At 64.6% G+C, this 20,621-nt stretch carries 19 protein-coding genes and 1 pseudogene; 3 read left to right on the top strand and 17 right to left on the bottom strand.

Annotated elements, in window-relative coordinates; translation table 11 throughout:
* Nucleotides 1-3 precede the first annotated feature (3 nt).
* Genes NKH99_RS13840 through NKH99_RS13830 form a run of 3 tightly spaced genes read right to left on the bottom strand, consistent with a single transcriptional unit; the run spans nt 4 to nt 3,226 of the window.
* Nucleotides 4-1,005 (bottom strand): 4-hydroxyproline epimerase, encoded by a 1,002-nt coding sequence (locus NKH99_RS13840; RefSeq protein ID WP_353014404.1) that lies wholly within the window; start codon nt 1,003-1,005, stop codon nt 4-6.
* Between the two features lie 28 nt (nt 1,006-1,033).
* The gene (locus NKH99_RS13835) at nt 1,034-2,284 is read right to left on the bottom strand and encodes an NAD(P)/FAD-dependent oxidoreductase (protein WP_352768416.1); all 1,251 of its coding nucleotides are present in this window, start codon (nt 2,282-2,284) and stop codon (nt 1,034-1,036) included.
* Nucleotides 2,285-2,332: 48 nt separating this feature from the next.
* On the bottom strand, nt 2,333-3,226 hold the full coding sequence (locus NKH99_RS13830) for a dihydrodipicolinate synthase family protein (protein ID WP_352471244.1): 894 nt from the start codon (nt 3,224-3,226) through the stop codon (nt 2,333-2,335).
* A 166-nt stretch (nt 3,227-3,392) separates the two neighbouring features.
* Between NKH99_RS13830 and NKH99_RS13825 the strand changes: the two genes are divergently transcribed.
* The gene (locus NKH99_RS13825) at nt 3,393-3,983 is read left to right on the top strand and encodes a GntR family transcriptional regulator (protein ID WP_502893709.1); all 591 of its coding nucleotides are present in this window, start codon (nt 3,393-3,395) and stop codon (nt 3,981-3,983) included.
* A 13-nt stretch (nt 3,984-3,996) separates the two neighbouring features.
* Here the strand turns inward: NKH99_RS13825 and NKH99_RS13820 are convergent, their stop codons facing one another.
* The 3 genes from NKH99_RS13820 to NKH99_RS13810 form a co-directional block, all read right to left on the bottom strand.
* Nucleotides 3,997-4,311: a hypothetical protein gene (locus NKH99_RS13820; protein WP_352471246.1), complete on the bottom strand. Its 315-nt coding sequence runs from the start codon at nt 4,309-4,311 to the stop codon at nt 3,997-3,999.
* Nucleotides 4,312-4,614: 303 nt separating this feature from the next.
* Complete coding sequence (locus NKH99_RS13815) at nt 4,615-4,911, bottom strand: hypothetical protein (RefSeq protein ID WP_352471247.1); 297 nt, start codon at nt 4,909-4,911, stop codon at nt 4,615-4,617.
* Nucleotides 4,912-5,218: 307 nt separating this feature from the next.
* Nucleotides 5,219-6,715 (bottom strand): CoA-acylating methylmalonate-semialdehyde dehydrogenase, encoded by a 1,497-nt coding sequence (locus NKH99_RS13810; protein WP_352613323.1) that lies wholly within the window; start codon nt 6,713-6,715, stop codon nt 5,219-5,221.
* A gap of 220 nt (nt 6,716-6,935) precedes the next feature.
* Here NKH99_RS13810 and NKH99_RS13805 point away from each other — a divergent pair, with 220 nt between their 5' ends.
* Complete coding sequence (locus tag NKH99_RS13805; protein WP_352817811.1) at nt 6,936-7,817, top strand: LysR family transcriptional regulator; 882 nt, start codon at nt 6,936-6,938, stop codon at nt 7,815-7,817.
* A 37-nt stretch (nt 7,818-7,854) separates the two neighbouring features.
* Here NKH99_RS13805 and NKH99_RS13800 read toward each other — a convergent pair.
* The 8 genes and pseudogenes from NKH99_RS13800 to rsfS form a co-directional block, all read right to left on the bottom strand.
* Nucleotides 7,855-9,132: pseudogene (locus NKH99_RS13800) on the bottom strand (D-amino acid dehydrogenase); the annotation flags it as partial.
* Nucleotides 9,133-9,249: 117 nt separating this feature from the next.
* Nucleotides 9,250-10,401, bottom strand: coding sequence for an alanine racemase (alr, locus tag NKH99_RS13795; protein WP_353014402.1), 1,152 nt, complete (start codon nt 10,399-10,401; stop codon nt 9,250-9,252).
* A gap of 29 nt (nt 10,402-10,430) precedes the next feature.
* On the bottom strand, nt 10,431-10,952 hold the full coding sequence (locus tag NKH99_RS13790) for an RNA pyrophosphohydrolase (protein ID WP_352979123.1): 522 nt from the start codon (nt 10,950-10,952) through the stop codon (nt 10,431-10,433).
* A 1-nt stretch (nt 10,953) separates the two neighbouring features.
* The gene (locus NKH99_RS13785) at nt 10,954-12,150 is read right to left on the bottom strand and encodes a divergent polysaccharide deacetylase family protein (RefSeq protein ID WP_353014401.1); all 1,197 of its coding nucleotides are present in this window, start codon (nt 12,148-12,150) and stop codon (nt 10,954-10,956) included.
* Nucleotides 12,151-12,352: 202 nt separating this feature from the next.
* A complete protein-coding gene (locus tag NKH99_RS13780) occupies nt 12,353-13,678 on the bottom strand; it encodes a S41 family peptidase (protein WP_023678065.1) in 1,326 nt (441 codons plus the stop codon).
* The gene (locus NKH99_RS13775) at nt 13,679-15,022 is read right to left on the bottom strand and encodes a murein hydrolase activator EnvC family protein (protein WP_352767565.1); all 1,344 of its coding nucleotides are present in this window, start codon (nt 15,020-15,022) and stop codon (nt 13,679-13,681) included. It lies immediately after the preceding gene.
* A 151-nt stretch (nt 15,023-15,173) separates the two neighbouring features.
* A complete protein-coding gene (gene rlmH, locus NKH99_RS13770) occupies nt 15,174-15,656 on the bottom strand; it encodes a 23S rRNA (pseudouridine(1915)-N(3))-methyltransferase RlmH (protein WP_023678067.1) in 483 nt (160 codons plus the stop codon).
* Nucleotides 15,657-15,717: 61 nt separating this feature from the next.
* Entirely contained in the window at nt 15,718-16,095 is a 378-nt protein-coding gene (rsfS, locus tag NKH99_RS13765) for a ribosome silencing factor (protein ID WP_023678068.1), read from the bottom strand.
* Nucleotides 16,096-16,334: 239 nt separating this feature from the next.
* Between rsfS and NKH99_RS13760 the strand changes: the two genes are divergently transcribed.
* On the top strand, nt 16,335-17,192 hold the full coding sequence (locus tag NKH99_RS13760) for a mechanosensitive ion channel family protein (protein WP_352745856.1): 858 nt from the start codon (nt 16,335-16,337) through the stop codon (nt 17,190-17,192).
* A gap of 26 nt (nt 17,193-17,218) precedes the next feature.
* Here the strand turns inward: NKH99_RS13760 and NKH99_RS13755 are convergent, their stop codons facing one another.
* The 3 genes from NKH99_RS13755 to NKH99_RS13745 form a co-directional block, all read right to left on the bottom strand.
* Nucleotides 17,219-18,508, bottom strand: a complete 1,290-nt coding sequence (locus NKH99_RS13755) for an MFS transporter (RefSeq protein ID WP_353014400.1) — start codon at nt 18,506-18,508, stop codon at nt 17,219-17,221.
* A gap of 74 nt (nt 18,509-18,582) precedes the next feature.
* The gene (locus tag NKH99_RS13750) at nt 18,583-19,170 is read right to left on the bottom strand and encodes a nicotinate-nucleotide adenylyltransferase (RefSeq protein ID WP_031212055.1); all 588 of its coding nucleotides are present in this window, start codon (nt 19,168-19,170) and stop codon (nt 18,583-18,585) included.
* 164 nt (nt 19,171-19,334) lie between these two features.
* Complete coding sequence (locus NKH99_RS13745; RefSeq protein ID WP_352767563.1) at nt 19,335-20,621, bottom strand: glutamate-5-semialdehyde dehydrogenase; 1,287 nt, start codon at nt 20,619-20,621, stop codon at nt 19,335-19,337.

Here is a 20,621-nt window from a genome sequence, read left to right as displayed (position 1 = left end):
TCTCTATTTGACGACGAAGCCGTGCGCGAACGGGTCGCGGTCGTCGATGAAGATCGTGTTCAATCCGGTCATCCGCGCCCACCCGCCGATCGACGGAATGATTGCCGGCTTGCCGGCGACGGTGACCTCGTTCTCCACCCTGCCCTTGAACAGCGACCCGATGATCGATTCGTGGACGAAGTCGTTGCCGACCCCAAGCTTGCCCTTGGCGTGAAGCTGCGCCATCCGCGCCGAGGTGCCGGTGCCGCAGGGCGAGCGGTCGATTGCCTTGTCGCCGTAGAAGACGGCGTTGCGGGCATCGGCTTGCGGGTTGGTCGGCGCCCCGGTCCATAATATGTGCGACAGCTTGTCGATGCCGGGATTCTCCGGGTGGACGAAGGAATATTTCTCGTTGAGCCGCTGCCGCATCACCGGGCTCCAGGCGATCAGTTCGCCGGCCGAATGGTCGGCCATGTCGCGATAGGTTTTTTGCGGTTCGACGATGGCGTAGAAATTGCCGCCATAGGCGACATCGACGCTGATCTCGCCGAGCCCGGGGCATTCGACCGTCAGAGCCTCGGCATAGAGGAAGGAAGGCACATTGGTGATGCGCACCTCCTCCACATAGTCGCCGACTTGGCTGTACTCCGCTACGACCAAGCCCGCCGGCGTATCCAGCCTGAGCACGCCCGGTGTCTTCGGCTTGATCAGCCCATGCTCGACGGCAAAAGTTACCGTGCCGATGGTGCCGTGGCCGCACATCGGCAAGCAGCCCGAGGTTTCGATGAACAGGATGGCGATGTCGCAATCTTCACGCGTCGGCGGATAGAGGATCGAGCCGGACATCACGTCATGGCCGCGCGGCTCGAACATCAGCCCGGTGCGGATCCAGTCATATTCGGCCAGGAAATGCGCTCGCCGCTCCATCATCGTCGAGCCCTTGAGCAAAGGCCCGCCGCCGGCGACCAGCCGCACCGGATTGCCGCAGGTGTGGCCGTCTATGCAGAAGAAGGAATTCTTGGCCATGCCGGCTCCCAACTGACTGTCTTCGAACTCAAAACCGTTGCGGGCTGAACGGGCCGAGATCGAGCGATGGATTCTGCCCGAGAACGAGCTCGCGGATCAAGCGCCCGGTCACCGCGGCCTGGGTCAGGCCGAGGTGACCGTGGCCGAAACCATACACCACCGACGGCGTTTGTTGCGACCGCCCGATCACCGGCAGCGAATCCGGCAGCGACGGCCGGAACCCCATCCATTCGCGTCCATTGGCCGGATCCAGTCCCGGCAGGAATTTCTGCGCCTTTTCGAGCAGCGCTTTCGAGCGCGCATAATTGGGCGGCCTCTCAAGGCCGCCGAGTTCGACCGCGCCGCCGACGCGCAGGCCCGTCTCGAGCGGCGTGATGACGAAGCCATGCCCGGAGAAGATCAATTGCCGCTTTACGTCGAAGGCAGTCTTCGGCAACGTCGTGTTGTAGCCACGCTCGGTCTCCAGCGGGATTCCGTCGCCGAGATGTCTCGCCAGCAGATGCGACCAGGCCCCGGCAGCGATGACGACGTGCTTCGCCCGTCGCCGCGTGCCGTCGGCCGTGGTCAGGATCGCGCCGTCCTGTCCCGCCTCGACACGCTCGATCCGGGCCCTTTCGAACACGGCGCCCAACCTCTCGGCATAGGCCCACAAGGCCTTTCCAAGCAGCTTGGGATCGGCAACGGTTTTCCACCCCGGCACGAACGTTCCCTTGACGAAGCGCGGCGACAGACCGGGCTGCAGGGCTGTGAGAGCGCTCCCCTCGACATGGCTGAAGCCGATGCCGAAGCGCTGCCTTGCCGCCCAGCCGGGCAGTGAAGCCTTGAACTCGGCCTCGCTGTCGTAGAGTTCGAGCGAGCCGTCCTCATGCAGCATCGGCCGTGTGCCGGAACGGTCGAGCAAGCCCATCCATTCCGCCTCGGCGAGCTTCATCATCCCGGCCTGCGCGGCAAGGCCGCCTTCATAGCGGTCGCTTCGGCCGGCGCGCCAGAAGCGGACCAGCCAGGGCAGCAGCTTCGGCAGATACGCGGGTGGGATGCTGAGCGGGCCGAGCGGGTCGGCGAGCCATTTCGGCAACTGCTTGATCATGCCCTTGTGGGCGAGCGGCAGCACATCGGAGAAGGCAAAGGCAGCGGCATTGCCGGAGCTGGTTTCCTCACAGATCCCCGTCCGATCGAAGATCGTCACGTTTCGCCCCGCCTCTGCCAGAAAGGCGGCGGCGCAGATGCCGATGATGCCGCCACCAATGATGGCGACATCGAGCGTAGCATTATCATTCATTGCCGTGCGCCGCGCTGCACATCTGCAAATGCCTTCAAAGCGACTGGATCAGAATGTCGGCAGCTCTGGCCGCACCGCCAGCGCATCCCTGACGATCTTTTCGACTGCCTTGCGCCGCTCGCCCGACAATGGCTGGCGCGGCATGCGCACGCGGTCGTTGGTGTTGATCGCCAGCACTTCGGCAAGCTTGATGTTCTGCACCAGATAGGTCGAAACGTCGAGGTCGAGCAGCGGCCGGAACCAGCGGTAGATCTTCAACGCCTCCTCGCGGCGGCCCTGTCGCATCAGCTGGTAGATGGCGACGGTCTCGCGCGGGAACGCGGTGACCAGGCCCGCCACCCAGCCGATGGCGCCGACCGACAGCGCCTCGAAGGCGAGATTGTCTACGCCGGTGAACAGGTCGTAGCGGTCGCCGAGGCGGTTGATGATCTCGGTCGAGCGGCGGATGTCGTCGGAGGACTCTTTTATGGCGACGAAGCGTTGGTCCTTCGCCAACTCCTCCATCTGGTCGACGGTAACGTCGACGCGGTAGGCAAGCCGGTTGGAGTAGATCATCACCGGCAGGTCGCCGGCCGCGGCGACGGCGCTGAGTGCCGCGACCGTCTCCTCGGCATTGGTATGGTAGATCGGGCTCGGCACCACCATCAAACCGTTGGCGCCTTCCTTGGCGGCGCGGCGCGCGATCGCCGCCGCCTCGCGTGTACCGGCCTCGTTGACCGTCAACAGCACCGGTTTCTTGCCGGCGATCTTCTGCGCGGTCTTCAGCACCGCGATCTTCTCGTCGTGCGACAGCATCGGGCCTTCGCCGAGCGACCCGCAGACGATGATGCCGTCACAGCCGGCCTCCATCTGCAGCGCAAAGCAGCGCTCCATCTCGGCATGGTCGAGGCCGTCGTCCTCGGTGAATTTGGTCGTAACGGCGGGGAAGACTCCGGCCCACATGTCGATCGCTCCATCTGATATATCAGTCGTATATTTCTTAAGAAGCCGGCTGTCAACGTTGAATCTGATATGATATATCAACAATATATCAGGAGATGCCGCATTGGGATATGACAGCCCGGGCTCCGAGCCGGCAACTGCGAAGGCCTACCGCAGGCTCGAGCACATGATCGTAACTCTCGAACTGGCGCCGGCGAGCTTCATCACCGAGGGGGCGCTGATTGACAGGCTCGGCCTCGGCCGCACCCCGGTTCGCGAAGCAATCCAGCGGCTGGCCTGGGAGGGCCTGCTCGAGGTCCGGCCGCGCGCCGGCATCGCCATCGCGCCGCTTCACCCCGGCGACTGGCTGCGTGTCCTCGACGCCCGCCGTGGCGTCGAGGTGGTGCTTGCCCGCTCGGCCGCCCGCTTCGTCACCCGCGAGGCCGCCGACCTGTTCCATGACGCTGCCCTTGCCATGCAAAAGGCGGTGATTTCGGAAAATGTGTTCTACTTTATCCAGGCCGACAAGGCGCTCGACGAGGCGCTGGCGCTGGCTGCCGACAACCCGTTCGCCGCGCGCCTGGCGGCACCCTTGCAAACCCATAGCCGTCGCTTCTGGTTCCGCTACAAGGCCGATACCGGCTTGGCCGAATCCGCCGAGCATCATGTCGCACTGATCCGTTCGATCCTCGCCGGCGACGAAGATGCCGCGGCCAAGGACGCCAAGCGCCTGATGGCGCTTTTGCGCGGCCATGCCGAGGCAGCTGCCACACGCTGAGCCTGCCATTTCGTCATGCGCCCTGGCCGGGCAGGGCCATCACGTTTTCCCAATTGTCGCCGGCCGCGACGATGCAGCTTCTGCCGGCGATATCGGTGACGACGATGGTCCAGGTTCCGGTCTCGGCGACAAAGACTTCCATGACCGCCTCATGACCGATCAGCCCCAAAGCAAACTGCCTTTCCTGGAACTTCTCGCTCAAATGGGCGACGAGCTCGCCATGTTCAACGCAGTGTTGATATTGCGCGCCTGCGGTGTTCGTACCCACCGCCAATGCGCCAGCAAGAACCAGGGTTTTCACCCATCTCAACAGCGATTTGCGTGCCATAGGGCACCTCCTTTGCCATCACGTTCCGGCAAAGGAGGGGTTTGACGGCCTCATTTTGCCGGAGCGATCCAGGCCGGTTCCGACGTCATCATCATCGCGTCGTTCCTTTCTGTGTTCCGGTCTGCCATTGGTGGGAACGATTTCAGATGTTCCCATTATGTTCTCGATATATGGTATCGGCAATGGAAAAGCGCAAGCAGGCGCCCAAGCGGGCGCCTGCAGATCCGTTTTACGGCTGTCGCCGAAAGAATGAGCCACAGGCCGCGCGGCCATGCCGAGGCGCGCAGACCCGTGATAAATCGTTCAGGTGCCTGGCAGCGCCGCTTTCGTCATCGCGCTCTCCCAGCCTTCGCCGACTGAAATCACGCAGCTTTGACCTTTTGTGTCGCTGGCGAGGATGGTCCATGTGCCCTTGTCGGAAACGAAGACTTCAAGCACCACATTCGGATTGACGACGCCGACCGCGCTCGGGTTTTCATGAAACTTCTCGCCGAGCGCCTTGACCATATCGGCGCGTGCCGCACATTGCTCGGCAGCCATTGCCGGGACGGCGGAAAGGGCCATCGCAGCGCAAGCTATAGTCGCCATGAGACGTGCCATCTGACACCTCCTTTGCGCCGGACGATATCCCCCGGAGCCGTCACCAGCGCCGTTGGTTGATCTGCCAGCATCTCCTTCGCGGCAGGACTGCAACCTAAGAAGATTGCTGCCTTCTTGGTTCCATCACATTAGTGTTCATGCCGATGAAGACCGCGGCAAAAAGGCCCGAGCTTGGTGCCCGGGCCTTTTCTTGCTTTCTGCGATTTGGATCAGTTCATCGTCGGGGTGACGAATTCGGCGCCATCCTTCACGCCGGCCCGCGCGCCCCAAGCCGAAGGCGAGGACGCGCTGACAGGAAACCGTTCGGTCAGTTCATCGTCGGGATGACGAACTCGGCACCGTCCTTCACGCCGGACGGCCAGCGCGACGTTACCGTCTTGGTCTTGGTGTAGAAGCGGAACGCGTCCGGCCCGTGCTGGTTGAGGTCGCCGAAGGAGGACGCCTTCCAGCCGCCAAAGGTGTAGTAGGCGATCGGCACCGGGATCGGCACGTTGATCCCGACCATGCCGACCTGAACCCGCGAGGCGAAGTCGCGCGCCGCGTCGCCGTCGCGGGTGAAGATGGCGACGCCATTGCCCATCTCGTGCTCGTTGGCGAGCTTGATGGCGTTCTCGTAGGTCGGTGCGCGCACCACCGACAGCACCGGCCCGAAGATCTCTTCCTTGTAGATACGCATGTCGGCGGTCACGTTGTCGAACAGGCAGCCACCCATATAGTAGCCGTTCTCGTAGCCCTGCATGGAGAACCCGCGGCCGTCGACGACCAGCTTGGCGCCTTCCTTGACGCCGGTGTCGACATAGGACTTGACCCGTTCCAACGCCTGCGCCGTGACCAGCGGGCCAAAATCGGCGGAAGAATCCGTCGACGGACCGACCTTCAGGCTCTCGACGCGCGGCACCAGTCTTTCCATCAGCCGGTTGGCGGTGTCGTTGCCGACCGGGACGGCCACCGAGATCGCCATGCAGCGCTCGCCGGCCGAGCCGTAGCCGGCGCCGATCAGCGCGTCGACGGTCTGGTCCATGTCGGCATCCGGCATGATGATCATGTGATTCTTGGCACCGCCGAAGCACTGCACGCGCTTGCCGGCCGCGCAGCCGCGCGAATAGATGTACTGGGCGATCGGTGTCGAGCCGACGAAACCGATGGCCTTGATGTCAGCATCGTCGAGGATGGCGTCGACCACTTCCTTGTCGCCATTGACGACATTGAGGATGCCCGCCGGCAGACCGGCCTCGATAAACAGTTCGGCAATGCGCATCGGCACGCCCGGGTCGCGTTCGGACGGCTTGAGAATGAAGGCATTGCCGCAGGCGATGGCCGGCGCGATCTTCCACAGCGGGATCATCGCCGGAAAATTGAACGGCGTGATGCCGGCGACGACGCCGAGCGGCTGGCGCATCGAATAGACGTCGATGCCGGGGCCGGCGCCATCGGTGAACTCGCCCTTCATCATATGCGGCGCACCGATGCAGACCTCGACCACTTCGAGGCCGCGCTGGATGTCACCCTTGGCGTCGGCGATGGTCTTGCCGTGTTCGCGCGCCAATATCTCGGCCAGCGCGTCATACTCCTTGGCGACCAGCTCGAGGAACCGCATCAGGACGCGTACGCGCCGCTGCGGATTGGTCGCCGCCCAGCCGGGCTGTGCGGCCTTGGCGTTTTCGACCGCCGCACGCAATTCCGCCTGCGAAGCCAGCGCCACCGTGCCGCGCACCGTGCCGTCCATCGGCTGCATGACGTCCTGCTTGCGGCCGCTGGTTCCGGCGACGCGCTTGCCGCCGATGAAATGACCGTATTCGATCATGGTCTCTCTCCCTGGTTCGTGATGAGGCATTGTCCGCCTTTGCGGGAGCGATGGCAACGCGAGCGAAAACGCAACCGTTGTGCACAAAATAGATAGCGGTGGGTGTCTGTGCATCAAATAGCGCAAATGATAGAGATGTGCGGTGTACGCCAAGGGATTGAGAAATTGAGTTTCTTCGCCGTCGAGCGCTGCCGTAATCGTCATTATCCGGACCACCCTCATGAACTGGGATGATGCCCGTATCTTCCTTGCCGTAGCGCGGGCCGGCCAGATCCTCGGCGCCGCCAGGCGGCTGGAGCTTAATCACGCGACCGTCTCGCGCCGCATTGCCGCCCTCGAGGCAGCGCTCAGGACAAAACTGTTTCGCCGGCTTACCACCGGCAGTGAGCTGACGCCGGCGGGCGAGCGTTTCCTCGAGATTGCCGAACGCATGGAGGGCGACATGATCGCCGCGCGCTCGACCGTTTCAGGCGAAGGCGACGACATCTCGGGCACCGTGCGCATCGGCGCGCCGGACGGCTTTGGCGTCGCCTTCCTGGCCAGGCGCCTCGGCGCGCTGACCGCTCTGCACCGTGAGCTCACCATCCAGCTGGTGCCGGTGCCACGCTCCTTCTCTTTGTCCCGGCGCGAGGCCGACATTGCCATCACCGTCGAACGGCCGACGGAAGGCCGCCTAGTGGCGGGAAAGCTGGTCGACTACACGCTCGGCCTGTTCGCGTCGCGTGCCTACGCCGACACCCAAGGCCTGCCCGGAACCGCCGCCGAGCTAGGCCAGCATACGCTGATCGGCTACGTGCCGGACCTGATCGTCAGTCCCTCGCTCGACTACGCGGCCGAATTCAGCCCCGACTGGCGCACCAGCTTCGCCATTTCCTCCGCGCTCGGCCAGGCCGAAGCGGTGCGTTCCGGCGCCGGCATCGGCATCCTGCACACCTTCGTTGCCCGCTCGATGCCGGAGCTAGTGCCTCTCGATATCGTCGCACCCATCCGCCGCGCCTACTGGCTGGTCTATCATGAATCGGTCAGGCCGCTGCGCCGCGTCCAGGTCGTCGCGAGCTTCATTACCAAGGCCGTCGAACGGGACAGGGGTTTGTTCGCGTGAGCCTGCCGGCCGCTGGCTGTCTTAGCTGGTGGGCGTCTTACTTGGCGTATCGTCCGGGCCCGAGATCGCCGACGTCGATGTCGGGCACCCGGCTGGAGATGATGTCGGCCAGAACTTTGGCCGAGCCGCAGGCCATGGTCCAGCCGAGTGTGCCATGGCCGGTGTTGAGATAGAGATTGGAGAAATCGGTGCGGCCGATCAGCGGCGGCCCATCCGGTGTCATCGGCCGCAGGCCGCACCAGAAGGTCGCCGATCGCATGTCGCCGCTGCCCGGAAACAGGTCGCCGACCGAATGTTCGAGCGTGCGGCGCCGCGATTCATGCAGCCGCAGGTCGAAGCCGGAAATCTCCGCCGTGCCGCCGACCCGGATACGGTCGCCGAGCCGGGTGATCGCTACTTTGTAGCTCTCGTCCATCACGGTCGAGACCGGTGCAGCGGCGGCGTCCTTGATCGGCAGGGTGATCGAATAGCCCTTGACCGGGTAGACCGGGATGGGCCGCTTCAGCATGCGCATGAACCGTGCCGAATAGCTGCCCATCGCCATCACATAGGCATCGGCGACCATCAAGCCCTTGCTGGTGCTGATGTTGGTGATGCGATCGCGCTTCTTGACGACGCGCCGTATCTCCGTGTCGTATTCGAAGGTGACGCCGCGTGCCGCGCAAAGCTCGGCAAGCCTGTCGGTGAACATCTTGCAGTCGCCGGTTTCGTCGCCGGGCAACCGCAGGCCACCGACGAATTTTTCGCGCACGCCGGCCAGCCCAGGCTCGGCCGCAATGCAGCCGTCGGGGTCGAGGACCTCGTAGGGGACGCCATAGACCTTCAGCACCTCGACATCGCCGCCGAAGCCGTCGAGCTGCTTTTGCGTTCGGAAGAGCTGCAGCGTGCCCTTGGCGCGCTCGTCATAGGCGATGCCGGTCGCCTCGCGCAGCGCCTTCAGCGTGTCGCGGCTGTATTCGGCCAGCGGCACCATGCGCGCCTTGTTCAGCGCGTAGCGTTCAGCCGTGCAATTGCGCAGCATCTTGACCAGCCATATCCACATATGCGGATCGAGGGCCGGTCGCACCACCAGTGGACCGTGCTTCATCAAAAGCCATTTGATGGCCTTCAGCGGAACGCCGGGCCCGGCCCAGGGCGAGGCATAGCCGGGCGAGATCTCGCCGGCATTGGCAAAGCTGGTTTCCAGCGCCGGGCCTTTCTGGCGATCGATCACCGTCACCTGATGACCGGCCTCGGCAAGAAAATAGGCGGTGGTGACCCCGATCACGCCGCCGCCCAGCACGAAGATCTTCATCGTTTGGTTCTCCGCGGCGGCATCTCGTCGGGATTCGAGACCGGGATAATCGCCGCCTCATGTCTGCCGGATTCTGTGGCGTCAGCCAAGTGCCGATGCTTGGGGAAAAGACATGCGTGAGGACAACAACCTTGCGTCCTAGCCATTCACATAGCGCCGGTGGAAACGGTGGCCGAGGCTGGTCAAGACCTCATAGCCGATGGTGCCGGCCTGGCCGGCTACCTGATCCACCGTCTGCGACGACGGTCCGATCAGTTCAACGAGGTCGCCGGCCTTCAGCCTGCCGGGCGGCAGTGCGGAAATGTCGAGGATGATCGAATCCATCGAAACCCGGCCGACGAAGGGCAGCCGCACATTTTCGAGCCAGGCGGAGGAAGCGGCGCGTCGATGCCAGCCATCGCCGTAGCCGAGCGAAATCGTCGCCGCGGCAAGCGGGGCCTTGGCGTGGAAAGTGTGACCGTAGCCGACACCGGCGCCGGCCTCCAATATCCGCGTCTGGATGACCTTGGCCTGCAATCGCACCACCGGCAGCATCGGGTTTTCCTTCGCCGGCGTCGGATTGATGCCATAGAGAGCGGCACCCGGACGAACGAGGTCGTAGTGATAGCGCTGTCCGAGAAAAATGCCTGATGAGTTGGCAAACGAAGCCGGCGCTTCCGGCAGCATCCGGCGCAGCCGTTCGAATTCCAGCCGCTGCCGCTCGTTGGCCGGCTGCTCGGGTTCGTCGGCGCAGGCGAGATGGCTCATCACGAACGTCAGTTCGACACCGTCGAAAGCCTGCGGATCCTGCGCAACGGCCTTCACCTCGGACGGCGCCATGCCGAGCCGCGACATGCCGCTGTCGACCTGGAGGGCGGCCGGCAATTTGCGGCCCACCCGCCCGGCCATCTCGCGCCATGCCGCGAGTTGGCTGGCGCTGTTGAGTACTGTGCAAAGCCCTGCCGCAACCGCTTCCCTTTCCGCACCCGGCGGAATGCCGTTCAGCACATAAATGGCCGGGTCTGAGCCGAGCGCCTTGCGCAGCAAGATGCCGCCGGCCAAATGCGCAACAAAGAAAGTATTGCAGCCCTCAGCCATCAGCGCCGCCGCCACCGCCGCCGCGCCAATCCCATAGCCGTCGGCCTTGACCACTCCAGCACAGCCGACGCCGCCCAGCCGCGCCTTCAGCCGCCGGTAGTTCTCACGGACGGCGCCGAGATCGATGGTCAGGATCGCCCCTGCCGCGGCTTCGCTGATCGGTTCGCCCAGGGTGACGGTCGGCGGAAGAGATTTGCTGGAGATGTCGTTCATCGCGACCTGTTTTACCGGAAGGCCGGCGGCTACGCCACCAGGTGCCGGAACGCCGCTACCACGTCTTCGTAGACCTTGCGCTTGAACGGCACGATCAGGCCCGGCAATTCCAGCATCGGCCGCCACGCCCACCGGTCGAACTCGGCCTTGTGGCCACCCGGCGGCGGATTGATCGCGATCTCGGTTTCGTTGCCGTGGAAACGGAAGGCAAACCATTTCTGCGTCTGGCCGCGATACCGTCCCTTGAAGGCGACGCCGACCAGATGCGCCGGCAGGTCGTATTTGATCCAGTGCGGCGCCTCGGCCAGCAGCGACACCGAGCGCATGCCGGTCTCTTCGTAAAGTTCACGCGCCGCCGCGGGCAGCGGCTCCTCGCCATCATCGATGCCGCCCTGCGGCATCTGCCAGAGCTGCGTCGTTCCAGCGAATTCGCTGTCCGGCTCGGCAATGCGACGGCCGACCCAGACCAGGCCGGCTTCATTGAGGACCATCACCCCTACGCAGGGCCGGTAGGGCAGCGTCTCGGGGTCAACGAGCTTGTACTTTGCCATGTCAGCCTTTTTCCGGATCTATGGCCACCGCCGAAACCGGCACGATCTCGATGCCACGCTTCTTGGCCCCGGTCACCCAGGAAGACACGGTATCCACCGTCAGGTCGAAAGCCGAGCCGATGCCGACGGCAAACCCTTTCGCCCGTGCCGTCGCTTCCAGCCCATCCAGTTTCTTCAATATGGCGCCGCGGTCCTGCACGGCATCGATCGCCGTATCGCCGCCGACGAACGGCACGCCGTCCTTCAGCGCCAGTTCGGGTGCCAGGCTGCGCGCCGACGAACCGTCGTCGACATAGGCCAGACCACGCTTGCCAAGCTCGGCCATCAACGGCCCCATCGCCGTCGCGTCGGCCGAAAAGCGGGCGCCCATATAGTTCATGACGCCGGTGTAGTTGGTCGTTCGCGACAGCGCCCAGCGTAAATTCTTCAAATTCTCGTCCGGCGTTGCAGCCACGGTCAGCGTGTTACGGCCGGGATTGACGTTCGGATAGTCGAACGGCTCAAGCGGTACCTGCATGATGACCTCATGGCCGCTCTGCCGCGCCACCTGCATCCAGCGGCCGATGCTGTTGCCTTGCGGCGCGAAGGCCAGCGTCACTTCCGCCGGCAGCTTGGCGATGGCTGCCTGCGTGCCGGTCTGCGACACGGCAAGCCCGCCGATGACGAGCGCGACGCGTGCACCGCGAGCCCCGGACCACGGCCGCGCATAGACATCGAACGGGCGCCTGCCGTCGGCGGCGCGGATCGGCAACGGACCGGTTTCGCTGGCCTCGACCAGCGCCTTGTCGGGAATATGCGCGATCCTGAGGTTCTGGCCGATCGTCGAAGGGTCGCGAATGACTATGGCCGCCTCGGGTGGAGCGGCGCCCCCCTCGGTCTGGACATGGATGATCTGCGGACCGCCCGTCTTCGGCCCGCTTATGTTGGCCCCGCTTGCGTTGCCTGGCGCAGCCATTTCGGGCGTCGCCTTGGCGGGCGCGGCGGCGGTATCCGCCGCCGGCGTCTTCGGCGTCGAAACGGCTACTTCTTGCAGCTTCCGGAACGGCTTGTCTCGCAAGGCGATGGCGCTGGAGACGCCGACCACGGACAGCACGACAAGCGTGGCCGCGACCGCACCGGCGCTGATCCCGCTGCCTGAGCGCGGCAGCCGGATCGCCTGTCCGAGAGGTCGTTCTATGTCCTTGCCGATATCAGCCAAGCCCGCACCCCCGGCGTGCATCCCCGAAGTAAACCTTCTCCGGAGGCGCAAAATCCAAAATGTCGGCGCGTCCCCTTGCATCACTGGACGCGCGGCATGCCGGCCGCGGCCCCCGAATCAAACTGCCGGAGCCTCGCGGCCCCGGCAGCATCGCATCGCTTCGCTCAGGCAGCCAGACCTGTTTGGCCCGGCTTGCCTGCCCTTACTGGTTCAACACGGCCTTTTGCGGATTCGGCGGGAACGCCGGATCCGTCTTCTGGCCGCGCAGCAGCTGCTCGGCATAGATGAGCTGCAAATCGTCCTTCGGTTCCGGCGGCACATAGGCTGCCGAACCCGAACCGGTCGTGCTTTCGTCGGCGCCCTTGATATGGCCCTTGAGGTCAGATTCGCCGCGCGTCAGGTCCCTGCCCTGCAGTTCCGCCGGCAGCGGCTGGTCGACCTTGATGTCGGGCGTGATGCCCTTGCCCTGGATCGACTTGCCGGACGGCGTGTAATAGAGCGCCGTCGTCAGCCGCAGCGCCCCGTTCTCGCCAAGCGGGATGATGGTCTGCACCGAACCCTTGCCGAAGGATTGCGTGCCGACCACCGTGGCGCGGCGCAGATCCTGCAGCGCGCCGGCGACGATTTCCGAGGCACTGGCCGAGCCGCCATTGACGAGCACGATCAGCGGCTTGCCGCCGATGTCGTCGCCGGCCCGCGCGTCGAAGCGGGTGACGTCCTTCGGATCGCGGCCGCGCGTCGAGACGATCTCGCCACGGTCGAGGAAGGCATCCGACACGCTCACCGCCTGGTCGAGCAAACCGCCCGGATTGAGGCGCAGGTCGAGCACGTAGCCCTTGAGCTTGTCGTTCGGCACCTGCTTCTTGATGGTGTCGATGGCATTCTCGAGGTCGTCATAGGTTTTTTCGGTAAAGGAGGTGATCTTCATGTAGCCGATGTCGTTTTCGACCCGGAACTTGACCGCCTTGACCTTGATGATATCGCGCACGACGGTCAGTTCGATCGGCTTGTCGGCGCCCTGGCGCAAGATGGTGAGCTTGATCGGCGTATTGACCAGCCCGCGCATCTTCTCGACGGCGTCGTTGAGCGTCAGGCCGCGGACCTCCTCGCCGTCGATCTTGGCGATATAGTCGCCGGCGAGCACGCCTGCCTTGGCGGCCGGCGTATCGTCGATCGGCGTGATCACCTTGACCAGGTCGTTCTCCATGGTGACCTCGATGCCGAGGCCGCCGAATTCGCCCTTGGTCTGCACGCGCATGTCCTGCGCTTCTTCGGCATTCATGTAGGAGGAGTGTGGGTCGAGCGACGACAGCATGCCGTTGATGGCATTTTCAACCAGCGACTTGTCGTCGGGCGGCGTCACATAATTCGCCCGCACCCGTTCGAAGATATCGCCGAAGATCGCCAGTTGCTTATAGGTCTCGGAGCCCGCAGCTTTCGCTGTCGAGCCGGGCGCGCCATAGACCAGGCTCATCGCCGATGCACCCATCAGCGCACCGGCAAACAGAAGCGACAGTTTCCGCATCATTCACGTCCTTCCAGAAAAACGGTCCGCCCACCATGGGGCCGGATCGACGGGTTTTCCATCCTTGCGGAACTCGACATAGAGCTCCGGCGTGGCATTTCCATTCTTCGATGCCGAGGTGCTCGCCACCCGGGCCTCTCCCATCGCGCCGACCGGCTCACCTGCGAGCACCGACTGGCCAGACGCGACGCTGATTCTGCTCATCCCCGCCAGGACGACATGATAGCCGTCACCCGCATTCAGGATCAAGAGTTGACCGTAAGAGCGGAAAGGCCCCGCATAAAGCACATTTCCATCCGCCGGCGCTGTGACGATGGCTCCCGATTGTGTCGCAACCATGTCACCGAGCATCATCGCGCCGTTACCGTCGTCGGCCCCGAAGCGCCGCTTGATCCTGCCGGTGACCGGCAGCGCGATCTGCCCTTGAAGCGCGGAAAACGGCGCGGCAGCGGTGAGCCTGTTGCTCTCCGGCACCGGCAGCGAGGCCAATTCCGTCGGCGCCGCAGCCGATGCCGGGCCCTTGTCGGCGTCGGCGGTCTTTTGCTCGGCTGCCTTGGCCGCATCCGCCGCCTTGCGGGCTCTGTCGGCCTCGAGCGAGGCGATCAGTTCTTTCAGGCTGCCGGCCTTGGCCGCCAGCGTCGCGGACCGCTGCTTTTCGGCGGCCAGCGCGGTTTGCGTATCGGCGGCGAGCTTCTGCTTGGCTTCGAGCAGCATGCCGAGCCGCTTTTTTTCCGCCGCCTGCTCGCCGACAGCTGCCGTCAGCCGCGCCCGCTCGGCCTCAATCGAGGCCGTCACCCGCGATTGCTCCTTGAGGTCGGCCAGCAACATGTCGGTCTGCTGGCGCAATTCCGGCACCACGGCACCGAGCAGGATGGCGCTGCGCACCGACGACAATGCGTCCTCCGGCTTGACCAGGATCGCCGGCGGCGGATTGAGCCCCATGCGCTGCAGCGCGCCGAGCACTTCGGCCAGAACGTCGCGTCTGGCGGCCAGTGAGGCGCGGATCTTCTGCCCCTGCGCCTTCAGCCCTTCCAGCTTGCCGCCAATGTCCTCGATGTCCTGGCCGAGCTTCTGCTCGGTCATCGCCGACTGGATCAGCGCCGCGGTGATCGAGGCGTGGTCCTTCTTGACAGCCGCTATGTCGGCGGCGAGCTTGGCCAGCCGCTCGGACGACAGCGTGATCTCTTTCGATACTTTTTCGTATTCGGCGCGGCTCTGGTCCGGGTCGGGCGTCAGGTCGAGCGTGTTCTCGGCCCGCGCGACGCCGAGCGAAAGCGCGATCGTCGCCACGGCGATGCCGTAGCGCACGCGCCAGGAGCCCGTTCGTGATTTCCAGTCTTCAGACATTGAAGCCCAACTCTATGCGCGGCTTCGTTAACGAACCATCAACCATGTTCGAGCCCCGGCCGTCATCGACAAACCCCATGAGCCCAAACTGTCGATGAGCATTGGGGCAAAAATCCGGGCGGCTGGCATCAATTCGCCGACGGAGCCGAGTTCATGAACGATGGTAGGGGTGACCGGAAAGGATCGTGGCCGCCCGGTAAAGCTGCTCGCCCAGCATCACGCGGACCAGCTGATGCGGCCAGGTCAGCGCGCCGAGCGACACCGTCAGATCAGCCAGGTCGCGCAGTGACTGGTCATGGCCGTCGGCGCCGCCAATGGCGATCACCAGCGCCTTGCGCCCGCCATCGCGCAGCGAACCTATGCGGCCGGCGAAATCCTCGGAGGAAAGGTTCTTGCCGCGCTCATCGAGCAGCATCAGCGCCGTGCCCGGTTGCAAGTGCGTCTGCAGCTTCTGGCCTTCCTCGCGCCGGCGCTCATTGGCCGTCTGCGCGCGACCTTCGGCAATCTCGACGATCCCAGCGAATTCGAGGCCTACGGCAGGACCGCTCCTGGCAAAACGCTCGAAATAGCGGTCGGCCAACTGCTTCTCGGGGCCGGCTTTCATTCGGCCCACGGCATGAACCGTAATCTTCATCCCTGCCTCGAAGAGCCGCTGATGCATGTCGGACGACGACATGCATCAAGACGAGTACGGCTCAGTGGAGGGTCTCCTCCTCGAGATCAGGCGCCTGCCACATCTTTTCGAGATTGTAGAAGTCGCGGACCTCGGGACGGAAGACATGGACGATGATGTCGCCCGAATCGATCAGGACCCAGTCGGCGCCAGCCAGCCCCTCGACGCGCGCCGTGCCGAGCCCGGCATCCTTCAGCGCCTTGAGGAGATGATCGGCAACAGCCGAGACATGACGGTGCGATCGGCCCGATGCGACGACCATGTAGTCGCCGAGGCTCGATTTCCCCTGAATGTCGATTGAGACGATGTTTTCGGCCTTGGAGTCTTCCAGACTGGCAAGGACTGTCTTGATGGCGCGGGACACGGCGTCGTTTACGCTGATCCCGGCCGGCGAAGGCACGATGTCGGCCTTCTTCCGCAGTGCTGTTCTCAGTGTATTTCCTTTCGCAGCAAGAACAACCAAATCACCTCTGAAATCAGGTGACACTGCTTAGATAGGCAGAGTTAGGTTGCAGTTTCAAGACACCGCTCGCAAGCAGGCACCCGGCAGCGGCCGAATATCCGGCTTTTCGGGCCAGAAAATCGGAACCGCCTCGCCCCGCAGCGGTTATCGGCTCATCCACGAACCGGAATCCCGACATGCCGATCGATCCCCAGAACGCCCTCCTCACCGTGCAATCCGGCCTGGCGCAACTCAGCACGCTGATCGTCTCCTACTCGCTTTCGGCGGTCGGCGCCGTCATCCTGCTGGTCATCGGCTACATCGTCGCCGGCCTCGCCGAGCGTTCGATCTATGCCGGCCTCGGCCATATCAGCGGCTTCGACGAAACGCTCCGCCATTTCTTCTCGCAGGTCGTCCGCTACGCCATCCTGGGACTGGTCGTGATCATGGTTCTCGGCCAGTTCGGCGTGCAGACGGCTTCGATCATTGCCGCTATCGGTGCCGCCGGCCTGGCCATCGGCCTGGCGCTGCAAGGCACGCTGCAGAACATTGCCGCCGGCATCATGCTCCTGGCGCTGCGGCCGTTCCGCATCGGCGAATATGTCGAAGTCGGCGCGATATCCGGCACCGTCGAGGAGATCGGGCTGTTTGCCACAACGCTGAGGACGGTCGAAGGCGTCTACGTGCTTGCACCCAACTCGACCCTGTGGAACCAGCCGGTCCGCAACTTCACCCGCAACGGTGTGCGCCGCGGCGACATCACGCTCAGCATCGGCTCCTGGAACGACATCGATTTTGCGCAGAAGACCATGCTCGGTGTCGCCGCCGCCGACCGGCGCGTCAGGCGGCAGCCGGCGCCGATCGCCTTTGTCGCGACTGTCGGCGACAGCACCGTCGCCATCACCTTGCGCTACTGGACGGCGGCTGCCGATTTCTTCGCCGCCCAGATCGACCTCACCAAGAGCGTCAAGCAGGCATTCGATGCCGAAGGCCTTTCGGTCCCGGCGCCGGCACCGAAAGCGCCTCAGCCGGATGCCTCAGCCACGCGGCAATAGAGGATTTGAAACCAGCTGGAGGGTGTTCAAAGTCCTTCGCGCCGGCGCTGATCTTCAGGCGCGAAGGCGAGATCGACAGGCAACGGCGCCTGCGCCGTCATTGGCGCGAAACTGCCGGTCTCGGTGGCGGGCACCGGCCGCACCATGACGACGCGCCAGAGAACGAACAGGCAGTAGGCGGTGGCAATGACGATTGCCACATAGATGAAGGCCTGCGTGCCGTAGACGGCGGAAAGCCCGGTCACAATGCCGGGTACGACGAAGCCGGACAGCGACCAGGCAAACAAAAGCGAGCTCGACAGCGCCACCATGTCGTCCTTGCCGGCGCGGTCGCCGGCATGGGCGCTGGCCAGCGAGTAGATCGATTCCGAGGCGCCGTCCCAGACCACATAGATGACAAGCAGCGCCGCCAGCGCGCCGCCGTCGAAACCGAGGGCAAACAGGCCCGCCGCGGCGGCAAGCGCCGACGCCGCGATCAGCACAAAGCGCCGGTCGGTGCGGTCGGAAATCCAGCCGAGCGGAATCTGCAGGATCAGCGTGCCGGCCGGCATTGCCGAAAGCAGCAAGGCGACGTCGGCCTGGCTGTAGCCCTTGGTCGTGGCATGGATCGGCGCAAAACCCGAGATCGTCATCGACAGGCCGCCGACGGCAAGCATGCCGGCAACGCCGACCGGGGAGATCCGCCAGGCGCGGCCGAGCGCCACGGACGCCGCTTGCGGCGCCGGCGGCTGCGCAAGCCGCGTCAGCCCGACGGGAAGGATCGACAGCGCGGTGAAGGCGATGCCGATCAGCGGCGCGTCGGCCGTGCGGATATCGATCAACGCCAGCGTCGAATAACCGACGCCGAGCCCGGCGACATAGGCAACGTAGAAGATGGCCATGACCCGGCCGCGGATGGCGTTGGCGACGACATCGTTCAGCCAGCTCTGCGCGACGATGAACAGGCCGCATATGGCAAAGCCGTAGAGTGCCCGTGCAGCGATCCATGGCAAGGGGTGCGGCCCGGCGCCGACCGCGGCGTTGGACAGCACGATCAGTGCCGACAGCACCATGAACACGCGGGCATGGCCGACACGCCGCACCAGCGGCCCGGTCAGGATGCAGCCGGCAAGGCCGCCGGCCGAAAGGCCGGTGACGATCAGCCCCGCCCATGTCGGATCGAAGCCCTCGGCGCCGAGCCGGACTGGGATATAGGCGAACATCAGCCCATTGCCGACGGCGATCAGCGCCATCGACAAAAGGATGCTGGCAATGGCGATCGACGGCGCCGGCTGCCCTAGACCGTTCTTGTCCTGGTCGCGCTCGAGAATCGTCATGACCGAGGATCGCCCATCAAGCAGGTCAAGGCAGCGGCAAAAGCGACATCACCGGACTTGCCTTCCGCGCCGGTTCAGCCCTTTGCCACCTTGCGGATCGCGCTCGACGACAGCGACGAACGCGGGCCGTGGATGAAGGTCCAGGCCGGCGCCGTCATACGGGCGAGCCGCGGTGCGTCGCCTTCGTCGACGCGGGCATAGTCGAACGTCTTGGCGACCACTGACGACAGGAACGACAGCGTCGCGCCTGGCCGGTCGACCACCGCGATCGGGAACGTCATCACGATGCGGCGCCAGCGCTGCCAGCGGTGGAAGTCGCGAAGCGAGTCGGCGCCCATGATCCAGACAAAATCGACGCCCGGGTTACGCGCCTTGACCAGCGCCAGCGTGTCGGCGGTGAAGCGGACGCGGTGGGCCGCCTCGAATGCAGTGACCTTGATCTTCGGGTTCTTGGCGATCTTTTCGGATAGCTGCAGCCGCTCGGCCAGCGGCGCCAGGTCTCCGGCATTCTTGAGCGGATTGCCGGGCGTCACCATCCACCACAGCTGATCGAGCGCAAGGCGTCTGAGTGCGATCTCGGCGACCAGCGCATGGCCGGCATGCGGCGGGTTGAACGAACCGCCGAACAGCCCGACCGCCACGCCTTTCCCGGCATGCGGCATGTGCAGATAGTGGGAGGATACGGATTCCTTACCCTCCCCCTTGTGGGGAGGGTCGATCCGCGAAGCGGAGCGGGGTGGGGGTGTTGCAGAGTTCAGCGTCGCACCCCCACCCGGCTCGCGATGCTCGCCACCCTCCCCCACAAGGGAGAGGGTAAGACCGGCGCTCAAGGCCTCACCTGTCCCGACCCGCGTACGCGGTATTTGAACGAGGTCAGTTGCTCGACGCCGACCGGCCCGCGTGCATGCATCTTGCCGGTGGCGATGCCGATCTCGGCGCCCATGCCGAACTCGCCGCCATCGGCAAACTGGGTCGAGGCGTTGTGCAGAAGGATCGCCGAATCGATCTCGTTGAAGAACCGTTCGACGGCCTTTGCATCCTCGGCGATAATCGCCTCGGTGTGATGCGAGGAGAACGTCTCGATATGCTCGATGGCGCCGGCGACGCCCTCGACCAGTCTCACCGCAATGATCGCGTCCAGATACTCGGTCACCCAGTCGGCATCGGTCGCGGGCTGGGCATCGGCATAAAGCCTCAGCGCCTCGACATCGGCATGGATCTCGCAGCCTGCCGCCCGCAAGGCCTCGAGTATCGGCACCAGATGCGTGCCGGCGACCGCACGGTCGACCAGCAGCGTCTCGGCAGCACCGCACACCCCGGTGCGCCGCATCTTGGCATTGACCGCGATCTTGACCGCCATGTCGAGATCGGCCGATCGGTCGATATAGAGATGGCAGATGCCCTCGAGATGCGCGAAGACCGGCACCCGCGCCTCGTTCTGCACACGCTCGACCAGGCTGCGGCCGCCGCGTGGAATGATGACCTCGAGATTGCCTGAAAGCCCTTTCAGCATTTCGCCGACGGCGGCGCGATCGGTAGTCGGCACCAGCTGGATGGCATCTTCCGGCAGCCCGGCTGCCTTCAACCCCTCGACCAGGCAGGCATGGATAGCGGCGGAAGAGTTGAGCGAATCCGAGCCGCCGCGAAGGATTACTGGATTGCCCGCCTTGAGGCACAGCGCGCCGGCATCCGCGGTAACGTTCGGCCGGCTCTCGTAAATGACGCCGACGACGCCGAGCGGCGTGCGCACCCGTTCGATATGCAACCCGTTCGGCCGGTCCCATGCGGCAATGACATCGCCGACCGGATCGCGAAACCCGGCGATCTCGCTGATACCGTCTGCCATGGCGCGGATGCGCGCCGGATCGAGCTTCAGCCGATCCATCGACGCTGCCGATAGGCCAGCCTCCCTGCCATTTCTGATGTCGATGGCATTGGCGTCGAGGATGTCCTGCTCATGCCGAAGGATCGTCTGAGCCATGCCGATCAGCGCCGCGTGCTTGCGCTCGGCCGCAGCGGTGGCCAGCGGGCGGGCCGCGGCACGCGCGCGGCGGCCGATATCGGCCATCAGCGCCACGGTATCATCCCGGGATTTTTCATGCAGCGTCAGCAT

It is taken from the genome of Mesorhizobium sp. M0854 (assembly GCF_040319815.1).
In the GTDB taxonomy this organism is placed as follows: domain Bacteria; phylum Pseudomonadota; class Alphaproteobacteria; order Rhizobiales; family Rhizobiaceae; genus Mesorhizobium.
Note: the sequence above shows the minus strand (reverse complement) of the source record. Positions and strands in the feature narration are given on the sequence as shown.

Coding starts and splice junctions, on each gene's coding strand:
- NKH99_RS13840 (WP_353014404.1), bottom strand. CDS start 1,005: ATGGCCAAGAATTCCTTCTTCTGCATAGACGGCCACACCTGCGGCAAT.
- NKH99_RS13830 (WP_352471244.1), bottom strand. CDS start 3,226: ATGTGGGCCGGAGTCTTCCCCGCCGTTACGACCAAATTCACCGAGGAC.
- NKH99_RS13790 (WP_352979123.1), bottom strand. CDS start 10,952: ATGGCAAAGTACAAGCTCGTTGACCCCGAGACGCTGCCCTACCGGCCC.
- NKH99_RS13775 (WP_352767565.1), bottom strand. CDS start 15,022: ATGTCTGAAGACTGGAAATCACGAACGGGCTCCTGGCGCGTGCGCTAC.
- NKH99_RS13780 (WP_023678065.1), bottom strand. CDS start 13,678: ATGATGCGGAAACTGTCGCTTCTGTTTGCCGGTGCGCTGATGGGTGCA.
- NKH99_RS13815 (WP_352471247.1), bottom strand. CDS start 4,911: ATGGCACGTCTCATGGCGACTATAGCTTGCGCTGCGATGGCCCTTTCC.
- rlmH (WP_023678067.1), bottom strand. CDS start 15,656: ATGAAGATTACGGTTCATGCCGTGGGCCGAATGAAAGCCGGCCCCGAG.
- NKH99_RS13760 (WP_352745856.1), top strand. CDS start 16,335: ATGCCGATCGATCCCCAGAACGCCCTCCTCACCGTGCAATCCGGCCTG.
- NKH99_RS13750 (WP_031212055.1), bottom strand. CDS start 19,170: ATGCCGCATGCCGGGAAAGGCGTGGCGGTCGGGCTGTTCGGCGGTTCG.
- NKH99_RS13755 (WP_353014400.1), bottom strand. CDS start 18,508: ATGACGATTCTCGAGCGCGACCAGGACAAGAACGGTCTAGGGCAGCCG.
- alr (WP_353014402.1), bottom strand. CDS start 10,401: ATGAACGACATCTCCAGCAAATCTCTTCCGCCGACCGTCACCCTGGGC.
- NKH99_RS13745 (WP_352767563.1), bottom strand. CDS start 20,621: ATGCTGACGCTGCATGAAAAATCCCGGGATGATACCGTGGCGCTGATG.
- NKH99_RS13805 (WP_352817811.1), top strand. CDS start 6,936: ATGAACTGGGATGATGCCCGTATCTTCCTTGCCGTAGCGCGGGCCGGC.
- NKH99_RS13835 (WP_352768416.1), bottom strand. CDS start 2,284: ATGAATGATAATGCTACGCTCGATGTCGCCATCATTGGTGGCGGCATC.
- NKH99_RS13810 (WP_352613323.1), bottom strand. CDS start 6,715: ATGATCGAATACGGTCATTTCATCGGCGGCAAGCGCGTCGCCGGAACC.
- NKH99_RS13825 (WP_502893709.1), top strand. CDS start 3,393: ATGATCGTAACTCTCGAACTGGCGCCGGCGAGCTTCATCACCGAGGGG.
- NKH99_RS13820 (WP_352471246.1), bottom strand. CDS start 4,311: ATGGCACGCAAATCGCTGTTGAGATGGGTGAAAACCCTGGTTCTTGCT.